Genomic DNA, 11,846 nt, shown 5'->3' on the forward strand with positions numbered 1-11,846 from the left:
GGCAGCCGAGAAATGACGATGCAGTAGGAGAGCCGGCGTGAGCTTGAGGATCGTTGTCACTGTGAAGTACGTGCCCGACGCCACCGGCGACCGGCACTTCGCCGATGACCTGACCGTCGACCGTGACGACGTGGACGGTCTGCTCTCCGAGCTGGATGAGTACGCGGTCGAGCAGGCGCTGCAGATCTCGGAGAACTCCGACGACGACGTCGAGGTCACGGTCCTGACCGTCGGCCCCGAGGACGCCAAGGACGCGCTGCGCAAGGCGCTGTCCATGGGTGCCGACAAGGCCATCCACGTCGAGGACGACGACCTGCACGGCACCGACGTCATCGGCACCTCCCTGGTGCTGGCCAAGGCCATCGAGAAGGCCGGCTACGACCTGGTGATCTCCGGCCTGGCCTCCACCGACGGCACCATGGGTGTCGTCCCGGCCCTGCTGGCCGAGCGCCTGGGTGTCCCGCAGGTCACCCTGCTCTCCGAGGTCTCCGTCGAGGACGGCACCGTCAAGGGCCGCCGCGACGGCGACGCCGCCTCGGAGCAGCTGGAGGCCTCCCTCCCGGCCGTCGTCTCCGTCACCGACCAGTCGGGCGAGGCGCGTTACCCCTCCTTCAAGGGCATCATGGCGGCCAAGAAGAAGCCGGTGGAGTCCTGGGACCTGTCCGACCTGGACCTGGAAGCCGGTCAGGTCGGCCTGGAGGGCTCCTACACCACGGTCGACTCCGCCGCGGAGCGTCCGGCCCGCACGGCCGGCACGATCGTCAAGGACGAGGGCGAGGGCGGCAAGCAGCTCGCCGAGTTCCTCGCGAGCCAGAAGTTCATCTGAGGGTCACTGGCCCGCTGAGGCTCACCCCCCTTACCGCCCCTTAAGCCTTCGCAATCCGCAGGAGAGCATTCCCATGGCTGAAGTTCTCGTCTACGTCGACCACGTGGACGGCGCCGTCCGCAAGCCCACCCTGGAGCTGCTGACCCTGGCCCGCCGCATCGGCGAGCCGGTCGCCGTCGCGCTCGGTGCCGGTGCCGCCGACACCGCCGCCACCCTCGCCGAGCACGGCGCCGTCAAGGTCCTCACCCACGACGCCGCCGAGTACGCCGACTACCTGGTCGTACCCAAGGTCGACGCCCTCCAGGCCGCCGTGGAGGCCGTCTCCCCGGCCGCCGTGCTGGTGCCGTCCTCCGCCGACGCCAAGGAGGTCGCCGCCCGTCTGGCGCTGCGCATCGGCTCCGGCATCATCACCGACGCCGTCGACCTGGAGGCCGGCGACGAGGGTCCGGTGGCCACCCAGTCGGTGTTCGCCGCCTCCTTCACCACCAAGTCCCGTGTCGCCAAGGGCACCCCGGTCATCACCGTCAAGCCCAACTCCGCCGCCGTGGAGGCCGCCCCGGCCGCCGGCGAGGTCTCGGAGCTGAGCGTGACCTTCTCCGCCCAGGCGACCGGCACCAAGGTCACCGGCCGTACCCCGCGTGAGTCGACCGGGCGTCCGGAGCTGACCGAGGCCGCGATCGTGGTCTCCGGTGGCCGTGGCGTCAACGGCGCCGAGAACTTCGCGATCATCGAGGCGCTCGCCGACTCCCTCGGCGCGGCCGTCGGCGCCTCGCGTGCCGCGGTGGACGCGGGCTGGTACCCGCACACCAACCAGGTCGGCCAGACCGGCAAGTCCGTCTCGCCGCAGCTGTACATCGCCAACGGCATCTCCGGCGCGATCCAGCACCGCGCGGGCATGCAGACCTCGAAGACGATCGTGGCGATCAACAAGGACGCCGAGGCCCCGATCTTCGACCTCGTCGACTACGGCGTAGTCGGCGACCTCTTCGACGTCGTCCCCGCCCTCACCGAGGAGGTCAAGACCCGCAAGGGCTGATCCCGCTCCGGGCGTACGAGGCCCCCGCGACCGCGTCGGCGGTCACGGGGGCCTCGGCTCATCCCGGGGTGAGTGTGGCCTGCACCGGCAGGTGGTCGCTCGGGAACTGCCCGTTCCTCGCATAGGTGTTGACGGCGGCCCGGTGCACGGTCGTGCCGGGCGTGGCGAGGATCCAGTCGATGCGGTCGCCGTCGGGGACGAGGGGTCGGTAACCGTGGAAGGTGGCGTACAGGGCGCTGCGTTCGGCGGCCGCGTCCCAGGTGTCGACCAGTCCCGTGGCGAGCAGGGTGTCGTACGCCTGGTTGTCGTGGGCCGCGGCGTTGAAGTCGCCGGTCACGACGACCGGCAGGGCCGGGTCGAACGCGGCGATCTTCTCGGCGAGGAACTGCGCGGACCGCTCGCGCGCGTACTGGCCGACATGGTCGAAATGGGTGTTGAGGACGTGGAACTCCCGTCCGCCGGCGGCCCGGTCGCGAAAGCGGACCCACGTGACGATCCGGGGGAGTGCGGCGCCCCAGGTGTTCGAGCCGATGACCCTGGGCGTGTCGGAGAGCCAGTACGTGTCGTGCTCGACGGGGGCCAGGCGCCGGGTGTCGTAGAAGACCGCCGTGGACTCGTCGTGGCTGCCGCCCTCGCGGCCGGTGCCGATCCAGTCGTAGTGCGCTCCGAGGTCGGCGTGGATGTCGAGCAGTTGCTGGTAGAGGCCTTCCTGGGTGCCCATCAGGGTGGGGGCCTCCTGGCGGAGCAGGCGGCGCATCACCGGGCGGCGGGCGGCCCAGCTGTTGGGTTCGGAGGTGCTGGCGAAGCGCAGATTGAACGTCATGACATCGAGTCGGCGGTGGTACGGCCTGGCGGCGGAGGCCGGCAGCGTGCCCATCAGCGGCACGGTGACGGCGGCGGCCAGGACGGTTCTGAGGCCCATGCGACGCGTCATTCTGTGGGTGTCCGACATGTTGTTCCCTCCCGACGGGACAGGATGAATGTTCGAACCGGAGTGCGGTAGAGGGCGTAGAGGTTCTCGGCACCTTGAATGAACCGGGTGGCTCATGCTGTGGACGGGGTGTTGACCGTCGGGAAGCTTCGCGGATAACTTCGTTCTACGGATTGTTGATTCCGTATCGCGGAAAATAGGAGGCTGTGGGATGGGTCAGGGCCAGCAGGAGCAGGTGGCGACGAGCCTCGCGGGTGCCGTCAGCGAGGAGATCAGCGCCTCCCTCGCGCCGGTCGACGCCGAACTGGAGCGCCGCTACCCCGGAGACCCCGGCACCCGCCAGCCCGTGCACACCGTCTACGTCCCCGCTGACGCCTTCACCGCCGACACCGTCCGCTCCTGGGGCAACAAGGCCCTCGCAGCCCTCGACGAACACGCCCCGGACGCCGCCTCCCTCGCCGCCGTCCTCGGGCTGTCCGAGGAACTCGCCGAGCCTGTCCACGCGCGCGTGCGCGCCAAGCTGGAGCGCGAGCCGATCGAGGACCTGCGCGTCGACTTCGAGGACGGCTACGGCCCGCGCCCGGACGCCGAGGAGGACGAGACGGCGGCCCGCGCGGCACGGCTGATCGCCGAGGCGTACGAGAACGGCACGGCGGCGCCGTACATGGGCATCCGCATGAAGTGCATGGAGGCGGCCGTCCGGGACCGGGGCATCCGCACTCTCGACGTCTTCCTCACCGGCCTGATGGCGGCGGGTGGCCTGCCCGAGGGGCTGGTGCTCACGCTGCCGAAGGTGACGTACGCCGAGCAGGTCAGCGCGTTCGCCCGGCTCCTGGAGGCCTTCGAGAAGGCGCACGGCCTGGACCGCGGCCGAATCGGCTTCGAGATCCAGATCGAGACCAGCCAGTCCATCCTCGCCACCGACGGCACCGCCACGGTCGCCCGGATGATCCAGGCCGCCGAGGGCCGCGCCACCGGACTGCACTACGGCACCTTCGACTACAGCGCCTGCCTCGGCGTCTCCGCCGCCCACCAGGCCAGTGACCACCCCGCCGCCGACCACGCCAAGGCGGTCATGCAGGTCGCGGCCGCGGGCACCGGCGTACGCGTCTCGGACGGCTCCACCAACGTCCTGCCGGTCGGACCGACCGCGAAGGTCCACGACGCCTGGCGGCTGCACTACGGCCTCACGCGCCGCGCCCTGGCCCGCGCCTATTACCAGGGCTGGGACATGCACCCCGGCCACCTCCCCACCCGGTACGCGGCCGTGTTCGCCTTCTACCGCGAGGGCTTCGAGCAGGCCGCCGGCCGGCTCGCCCGGTACGCGGGCCGGGTCGGCGGTGACGTCATGGACGAGCCCGCCACCGCCAAGGCGCTCAGCGGCTATCTGCTGCGCGGTCTCGACTGCGGCGCCCTCGACATCGGCGAGGTCGCGCGGCTGACCGGCCTGACCCGGGCCGACCTGCAGGGCTACGCGGCGCCCCGGCGCGGTGATCTGACGGTCTCCACGAAGTAGGGGAAGACGTAGCGGCCCTGTCACAGACGCAACCAGCGGCTGGAGTTGTCACTCCTGCCCCGTAGGCTGTCTCGCACGGATTGACGGGTCACAGAAACGGGGCAGCGGTGTCTTCGGGGGAGACCAACGGAAAGGGCCAGGACGAGGCAGGTCGGCTCCTGGCCGGGCGTTATCGTGTCGTGGCCCAGCTCGGGCGCGGCGGTATGGGCGTGGTCTGGCGGGCCGTCGACGAGGTCCTCGGCCGCGAGGTCGCCGTCAAGGAACTGCGCACCTACACCGACGCCGACGGCCCCGAACTCGCCGATTTGCGGCTGCGGATGCAGCGCGAGGCCCGAGCGGCCGCCCGGGTCCGGCATCCCGGCGTCGTCGCGGTGCACGACGTGGCCGAGGTCGACGGGCGCCCCCTGATCGTCATGGAGCTGGTCGACGGCCCGTCCCTGGACGCCGTGCTGCGCAGCCGGGGCCCCCTCGACCCGCGTGAGACGGCCTCGATCGGCGCCAAGGTGATGGACGCGCTGGCCGCCGCCCACGCGGTCGGCGTACTGCACCGGGACGTCAAGCCCGGCAACATCCTGCTCGACCGCTCCGGGCGTGTCCTGCTCACCGACTTCGGCATCGCCACCATGGAGGACCCGGGCGACGGCTCGGCCACCAGCCTGACCCGCACCGGGCATCTCGTCGGTTCCCTGGACTACATGGCCCCCGAGCGCGCCCAGGGCGCCGATCCGGGACCGGCCTCCGACGTGTGGGGCCTGGGCGCCACGCTGTACGCGGCGATCGAGGGGGCCTCGCCGTTCCGTCGTACGTCGACGTTCTCCACGCTCACCGCGATCGTCGGCGAACCGCTCCCCGAGTCCCACCGTGCCGGCCCCCTCGGCCCCGTCCTGCAGCGGCTGCTGGACAAGCGGCCCGAGGCCCGCCCGGGGGCCGAGGAGGCGCGCGTGCTGCTGCAGGCGGTGGCGGACGGCGCCGAGGCCCGGGCGGACAGTGCCACGACGACCTTGCGGAGTACGGCGGGCTCGGCGGGGCAGGCCGGGACGGCACCCGACGTCCCGGCGGCGCCGGGATCCGGATCGCCGGCGACGAATGAGGCCGAGCCGGACGGGCGGCACGAAACGGCGGAACCCGCAGCGGCACCGGGACCGGCGGTCGCCCAGCCGACCGGGCCCGGGACTCCTGCCGTGGGTGCCACGGGCCAGTCCGAGGCCCCGGCGCCTTGGTGGGTGGGGTCCGCTGCTCAGGGCGATGCCGGGGGACAGGCCGGCCCTCCGGAGCAGGGCTTCGGGCCCGCCTCCCAAGGCGGTGCTCCGGCACCTGGTTCGGCGACGTCCGCGGTACCCCAGGGCCCTGTTCCGGGACCGCCGGCACCTTTGGCGCACAGCTACGAGACGCCCGTCCTTCGCGACACGCGCCCCATGGACCCCTCCCGCGCGCCCCGTCGCAACCGGCGCGTCCTGCTCGCCGCCGCGGCCGTCGTGGTCGTTCTCGCGGTGGCCGGCACGGCCGTCGCGTGGATGAACAACTCGGGCAAGGCCGAGGCCGACGCCCGGCCGACCGCCTCCGGCACGAGTGAGTCGGCCTCGGCCTCCGCCTCCGCGCGGACCGACGGCGACCATGCAGGCAACGCCGCGCTGACGGACGGGCAGGCCAAGAAGACCCCGGGCGCGAAGAAGACGCCGGGCGAGGACGACAACGCCGAACCCACGAGCCGTGCCTCCACGTCCTCCCCAGGGCACCGTTCGGGCGGCGGCTCGGCCGGCGACGATGCCGGCGGCGGCGACTCCGGGAACGGCGGTACGACCGGCGACGACGACACCGCCACCCCGGCCCCGGCACCGGCCTGCACGGCCATCGGCGGCGGCAAGTACAACTGCACCGTCTGGAAGACCGCCAAGTCCTACACCGCCTCCGGCGCCGAGGCCGGCGTCCTCTACGCGGGCACCAACTATTTCTTCTGCCAGTCGAACCTGGGCCGCCGCGAGACGTCCGGCCAGTGGACCAACGTGTGGTGGGCGAAGACGGACGACGACAGCGGCAACACCGGCGTCTACGTCAGCGACGTCTACCTCAAGGGCGGGAACAACGACGAGCCGGTGCCCGGACTCCCGGTCTGCTGAGCCGTCACGTACCGCTCCAGGCCGGACTCCGTGAACCGCTTCTCGTCGGCGAACAACCGGGTGCCCGCCGCACACAGCTGCCGGTCGGCGCGGGCCCGTGCCACGAACTCCTCCGGGGTGACCCCGAACAGCTCCCGCAACCGGGCCGACCCCACGAGGAGCTCGGTCAGCAGCTCCCGCTGTCCGGGGTGGGTGCGCGGGACGCCGGTGCCGTCGCGCAGGACGCCGTGGCGGTTGACGTACGCGTGGACGCCCGGCAGCGTGACGCCGCTGGACAGCTCGACGCGCACCTCGGGCGCGGGCAGCCAGGCCCGCGCGTAGTTGCCGTGCGCCAGGGGCACCCCCTCGCTCGCGTCGATGATCGCCAGTTGCTCGGCGTCCAGCCACAGGACGAACAACTCCCGCACCGCGTCCGGCGCTTCGACGGGCGACGCGGACACGTATCCCATGCGGCTCACGTGCGCGGAGACGCCCACGTCGACGCCGGTCACCCGTGCCTTCACCATCGGGATCGGCGAGGTGATCCCGAACTCGGCCATCTTGTGCCGCAGTTGTGCCGGACTGGCGTTGGAGCCGACCGCGAGGACGGGGGCGCGCTCCTCGTGCCACCTCCCGTCGCGGGGGAGCGGAACCAACCGGTCACCGTCGAGCAGCGCGGAGTCCGGCGGCCAGGCGCCGGGATAGCGGAGCGGATGATCGCGGGGGGCCTCGGCCAGGCCGAGTGCCTCAAGGGTGAAGTCCTCCATCGGTCGCTCAGTCCGCCGGCGGGAGCTCGCCCGAGCCCCGGGTGATCAGTCGGGTCGGCAGTTCGATCCGCTCCGGCGTCAGCAGCGTGCCGTCCAGCTGGCGGAACAGCCGCTCCGCAGCCGTACGCCCGAGCGTCGCCGCGTCCTGGGCGACGACCGTGACGCCCGGCTGCAGCAGATCGGCGAGTTCGATGTCGTCGAAGCCGACGAGGGCGACCCGGCGGGTGTGTTCGGCGAGGACCCGGATCACGGTGACCGTCACCCGGTTGTTGCCGGTGAAGATCGCGGTGACGGGGGAGGGGCCGGTGAGCATCCCCTCGGCGGCCCGGCGCACCCGCTGCGGGTCGGTGACGCCCAGCGACGTCCAGGCGTCCGCCACCTCGATACCCGCGTCCTCCATGGCGGCCCGGTATCCGCGCAGCCGCTCGGCGGCCGTGTGGATGCGGGGCATGTCGCCGATGAAGCCGATCCGCCGGTGGCCGTGGGCGATGAGGTGGGCCACGGCGTCGCGGGCGCCGCCGAAGTTGTCGGAGAGGACGACGTCGGCGTCGATCCGGCCCGCCGGACGGTCCACGAACACCGTGGCGACGCCCGCCTTGAGCTCCGGCTCCAGATAACGGTGGTCGTCACCGGCCGGAATGACCACCAGGCCATCCACCCGCCGGGCGCACAGCGCCAGCACCAGCTCCTGCTCGCGCTCCGGGTCCTCGGCGCTGGAACCGTTGATGAGCAGGGCGCCGTTGGCCCGGGCGATCTCCTCCACCGCGCGGCTGAGCGGGCCGTAGAACGGGTCGGCGAGGTCTTCCAGGACCAGGCCGATGCTGGCGGTACGGCCCTTGCGCAGCACGCGCGCGCTGTCGTTGCGGCGGAAGCCGAGGGCCTCGATGGCCTCCCGGACCCGGTGTTCCGTCTCCGCTGTGACACCCGCTTCGCCGTTCACCACACGCGAGACCGTCTTGAGTCCGACGCCGGCTCGCGCGGCCACGTCCTTCATGGTCGGCCGGTTGCCGTACCGGGTCGTGGCGAGGCGGTCTGCTCGGCTGTGGGTGTCGGGCACGATACGGCGTCCTGTCCTGTCGTCGACGGGGATGCGCTGGTCCATGATTTTGTATGAGGATGTGGCGTCGAGCATAGAGCCTGGACAACGTTGTCAGATGCGGGAGACACTGTCCACCGCAATCTGTCGGCCGGCACCCCCACCGCGAGACCGGCCTGTCCATCCCTCAAGGCTGACCGGGGAGAACTGACACTGATGCACACCGACCTCGTGGCTGCGCTCGACATCGGCGGCACCAAGATCGCCGGAGCGCTGGTGGACGGCCACGGCCGGATCCTGCTGCGCGCACAGCGGGCCACGCCCGCGCAGGAGGACGGCGAGAGCGTGATGCGGGCCGTCGAGGAGACCCTCGGCGAGCTCACCGACTCGCCGCTGTGGGGGCGCGCAGGCGCTCTCGGCATCGGCAGCGCGGGGCCGGTGGACGCCTCCACCGGCACCGTGAGCCCGGTGAACGTGCCCGGCTGGCGCGACTATCCGCTGGTCCGCAGGGTCCGGGAGGCGGCCGGCGGGCTTCCCGTCGAGCTGATCGGCGACGGTGTGGCCATCACGGCGGCGGAACACTGGCAGGGGGCCGCGCGCGGCCACGACAACGCGCTGTGCATGGTCGTGTCGACCGGGGTGGGAGGCGGGCTGGTGCTGAACGGCCAACTGCACGCCGGACCCACCGGGAACGCCGGTCACATCGGGCACATCAGTGTCGATCTCGACGGTGACCCGTGCCCGTGCGGCGCACGCGGCTGTGTGGAACGCATAGCCAGCGGCCCGAACATCGCCCGGCGCGCGCTGGAGAACGGCTGGCGGCCCGGCCCCGACGGCGACACCTCCGCCGCCGCGGTGGCCGACGCGGCCCGGGGCGGCGATCCGGTCGCCGTGGCCTCGTTCGCCCGGGCGGCCCAGGCACTGGCCGCCGGCATCGCGGCCACCGCGACCCTCGTGGAGATCGACATCGCGGTCATCGGCGGCGGGGTCGGCAAGGCGGGCGACGTCCTGTTCGAACCGCTGCGCAAGGCGCTGAGCGACTACGCGACCCTGTCCTTCGTCCAGCGCCTGACGATCGTGCCCGCGCAGATGGGCACGGACGCCGGATTGGTCGGGGCGGCCGCGGCGGCGCTGGCGAAACGGACCGACACGGCCGCCGTGGTCTGACCCCGGGTCCCGGGCCGACACGGTTGGAGAAACGTTCACTTGGCGGTCGGGCCCGGACCGGACCCGGCCGCCAAGTGCGTATGACACCGCTCAGCAGCTCAACTGCGCGTCGGCCCAGTCGGCGTGATCGGAGTCGATACCGTCGCCGCCGTCGGTGACGACCAGCCGGACCAGCCGGGCGCCGGTGACGTCCGCGGTGAGCGGCTGGGCCGGCATGGCATTGGTCAGGACGCCGGTGGACGCCACCTTGGTGCCGTCCGCCCACACCTCGAAGGCGACCGTGCCGTTCGCGCCCTTCTCGTCGTCCACGCCGACCTGCGCGGTGACCGTCTCGCAGGCCGCGCCCGTGTAGTACTCGACGGAGCTCTCCGCGTGCACCCCGAGCCCCTTGGCGTACACCACCCCGCCGATGGTGATCGGATGACCGTCGCCCGCGGCGCTCTCCCCGTTGCTGGTGTTGCGTTCGACGGGACCGTAGCCGTTGGCGGCCGACAGCCAGGGCAGATCACCGAGCCCCGAAGTGCCCGGGGGCGGCGGGACCACCACGGTCGCGGCGAAGGACAGGGTGCTGTCGGCCCGGACGCCGGTCGGTGAGCGGTAACTCGCCCTGAGCGTCAGGTCGTACGACCCCGTCGGCGTCCCCGGCGGAGCGGTGACCGACCACTTCGTGCGCAGCGAACGGCCCGTGGGCAGGACGGCGGCGGAGGCCGGTGACGTGGCCCGCACGGCCCAGCCCTCGGGACCGGACAGTCGTACGGAGACCCGCGTGGCCGGGGTGCGTCCCAGGTCGGTGACCGTCGTCGTCAGCGCGGCGGGCGTGCCGGCCTGGACCAAGGTGTCGCCGTCCAGGCCGAGTTCGACGGCGGGCGGGTGCTGGTGCCACCTGCGGTCGGCGAAGACCCGTACGAGAACCGTCCCGTGCGCCGGGACCGTCGCCGAGATCGTGCCCGCGGTGTTGTAGCTCCGGTGTCGCCACAGGTCGCGCAGGGTGTACGCGTCGGCGGCGGGCAGGCCGACGGCCGTGGCGGTCGTGGCGATGCGCTGGGGGCTGCCCGACTCGTTGAACAGGGCGACCGTACGGCTGCCGTCCTTCATCTCCTTGGCGACGACCCAGCGCCCGCCCCCGGAGGAGACCACGCTGCCCTGCTTGCCCAGCGGGTCCTGGTCGACGGCGATGACCTCCTTGTTGCCGAGGATCTCGAAGGTCTCCGCGGAGGCCGAGCGCAGGTCGCTGCCGATGAGCAGGGGCGCGGCCATGACCGACCACATCGAGAAGTGCGAGCGGTACTCGGTGGCCGTCATGCCGCCGTTGCCGACCTCCAGCATGTCGGGGTCGTTCCAGTGCCCGGGGCCGGCGTAGGGCGCCAGGGGCAGGTTCTGCTTGAGGATCGAGAGCATCGAGCCCCAGGTGTCGCTGATGTCGCCGGTGGTGCGCCACAGGTGGCCGACGTCCGCCGCCCACTCCCAGGGCTTGTTCTGGCCCCATTCGCAGATGCTGTAGACGATCGGTCTGCCGGTCGCCTTCAGGGCGTCGCGCATGGTCGTGTAGCGCAGCTTGGCGTCCACGCCCTGGTTGTTGCAGTTGTCGTACTTCAGGTAGTCGACGCCCCAGTCGGCGAACTGCTGGGCGTCGCTGTACTCGTGGCCCAGCGCGCCCGGGAAACCGGAGCTGCTGCACGTCTTCGTGCCCGCGCTGGTGTAGATGCCGAGCTTGAGCCCCTTGGAGTGCACGTAGTCGGCGACGGCCTCGATGCCGTTCGGGAAGCGGGCCGGGTCCGGGACGAGTTTGCCGTCGGCGTCCCGGTCCGGCAGGGCCCAGCAGTCGTCGAGGTTGACGTACTGGTACCCGGCGTCCTTGAGGCCCTTGTCGACGAAGATGTCCGCGATCCCCTTGACCATGGACTCGTTGAACTCGGCCCGGCAGTGGGTGGAGTTCCAGTTGTTGAAGCCCATGGGAGGGGTGAGGGCGAGGCCGTCGGCCAGGGCGGGGGAGCCCGTGCCCTCCTCGGCCGCGACGGCGGGGGCCGCCCCGGACGCCGCGAACAGCAGCACCGTGAGTGCGGTGACCATCCTTCGGCGGGTCGTGCGGGTGTGAAGGTGACGCATCGTTACGTTCCTCCGAACCAGCGGAAGGTGTCATGACGGCATGCACGCGTCATGTTGTGGGCGTTTACGTTAGGACGTGTTGGACTCTGGTGGAAGGGAGCGGCGCGGCGTACGGCAGCGTGACTCATTCCGTCCGGTGCCGTTGATCAGGCCATGAAGAAGCGCAGCATGCTCGCCATCGCCTCCCTCGCCACCGGCTTCGTCGTCGCGGCGGTCAGCCCCTCGCACGCCCTGGGCGAGGAACTCGATCACCTCGACGTCGACAAGAGCCTCAGTAGTCTCGATCACACTGTCGCCGACGAGAGCCTGGACGGCCTGGACGGGACCGCCCTCGGGCAGAGCGGCTGACAAGGGCGGCGGGCGAC

The 11,846-nt window shown here is 71.9% G+C and carries 10 protein-coding genes; 6 read left to right on the forward strand and 4 right to left on the reverse strand.

Going from position 1 to position 11,846, the window contains the following annotated elements:
- The first annotated feature begins 37 nt into the window (after positions 1 to 37).
- Both ACZ39I_RS18505 and ACZ39I_RS18510 read left to right on the forward strand, forming a co-directional pair.
- On the forward strand, positions 38 to 826 hold the full coding sequence (locus ACZ39I_RS18505; RefSeq protein WP_393601218.1) for an electron transfer flavoprotein subunit beta/FixA family protein: 789 nt from the start codon (positions 38 to 40) through the stop codon (positions 824 to 826).
- A 73-nt stretch (positions 827 to 899) separates the two neighbouring features.
- Positions 900 to 1,862: an electron transfer flavoprotein subunit alpha/FixB family protein gene (locus ACZ39I_RS18510; protein WP_467245421.1), complete on the forward strand. Its 963-nt coding sequence runs from the start codon at positions 900 to 902 to the stop codon at positions 1,860 to 1,862.
- 58 nt (positions 1,863 to 1,920) lie between these two features.
- Here ACZ39I_RS18510 and ACZ39I_RS18515 read toward each other — a convergent pair whose 3' ends face one another.
- Complete coding sequence (locus ACZ39I_RS18515) at positions 1,921 to 2,784, reverse strand: endonuclease/exonuclease/phosphatase family protein (protein ID WP_467245422.1); 864 nt, start codon at positions 2,782 to 2,784, stop codon at positions 1,921 to 1,923.
- A gap of 220 nt (positions 2,785 to 3,004) precedes the next feature.
- On the opposite strand from ACZ39I_RS18515, the gene ACZ39I_RS18520 reads away from it, so the two are divergent.
- Both ACZ39I_RS18520 and ACZ39I_RS18525 read left to right on the forward strand, forming a co-directional pair.
- Positions 3,005 to 4,309 (forward strand): DUF6986 family protein, encoded by a 1,305-nt coding sequence (locus tag ACZ39I_RS18520; protein ID WP_467245423.1) that lies wholly within the window; start codon positions 3,005 to 3,007, stop codon positions 4,307 to 4,309.
- A gap of 107 nt (positions 4,310 to 4,416) precedes the next feature.
- Complete coding sequence (locus tag ACZ39I_RS18525) at positions 4,417 to 6,426, forward strand: serine/threonine-protein kinase (RefSeq protein WP_467245424.1); 2,010 nt, start codon at positions 4,417 to 4,419, stop codon at positions 6,424 to 6,426.
- Here ACZ39I_RS18525 and ACZ39I_RS18530 read toward each other — a convergent pair.
- Both ACZ39I_RS18530 and ACZ39I_RS18535 read right to left on the reverse strand, forming a co-directional pair.
- On the reverse strand, positions 6,372 to 7,172 hold the full coding sequence (locus tag ACZ39I_RS18530; RefSeq protein WP_467245425.1) for a hypothetical protein: 801 nt from the start codon (positions 7,170 to 7,172) through the stop codon (positions 6,372 to 6,374). The two genes, ACZ39I_RS18525 and ACZ39I_RS18530, sit on opposite strands and share 55 nt — an antisense overlap.
- A gap of 7 nt (positions 7,173 to 7,179) precedes the next feature.
- The gene (locus ACZ39I_RS18535; protein WP_467245698.1) at positions 7,180 to 8,229 is read right to left on the reverse strand and encodes a LacI family DNA-binding transcriptional regulator; all 1,050 of its coding nucleotides are present in this window, start codon (positions 8,227 to 8,229) and stop codon (positions 7,180 to 7,182) included.
- Positions 8,230 to 8,424: 195 nt separating this feature from the next.
- Here ACZ39I_RS18535 and ACZ39I_RS18540 point away from each other — a divergent pair, with 195 nt between their 5' ends.
- Entirely contained in the window at positions 8,425 to 9,375 is a 951-nt protein-coding gene (locus ACZ39I_RS18540; RefSeq protein WP_451477083.1) for an ROK family protein, read from the forward strand.
- A 90-nt stretch (positions 9,376 to 9,465) separates the two neighbouring features.
- On the opposite strand, the gene ACZ39I_RS18545 is transcribed toward ACZ39I_RS18540, so the two are convergent.
- Positions 9,466 to 11,481, reverse strand: a complete 2,016-nt coding sequence (locus tag ACZ39I_RS18545) for an NPCBM/NEW2 domain-containing protein (RefSeq protein ID WP_467245426.1) — start codon at positions 11,479 to 11,481, stop codon at positions 9,466 to 9,468.
- A 153-nt stretch (positions 11,482 to 11,634) separates the two neighbouring features.
- On the opposite strand from ACZ39I_RS18545, the gene ACZ39I_RS18550 reads away from it, so the two are divergent.
- Positions 11,635 to 11,829, forward strand: coding sequence for a hypothetical protein (locus ACZ39I_RS18550; RefSeq protein ID WP_467245427.1), 195 nt, complete (start codon positions 11,635 to 11,637; stop codon positions 11,827 to 11,829).
- Positions 11,830 to 11,846 lie beyond the last annotated feature (17 nt).

Source organism: Streptomyces sp. NPDC024687 (assembly GCF_055559055.1).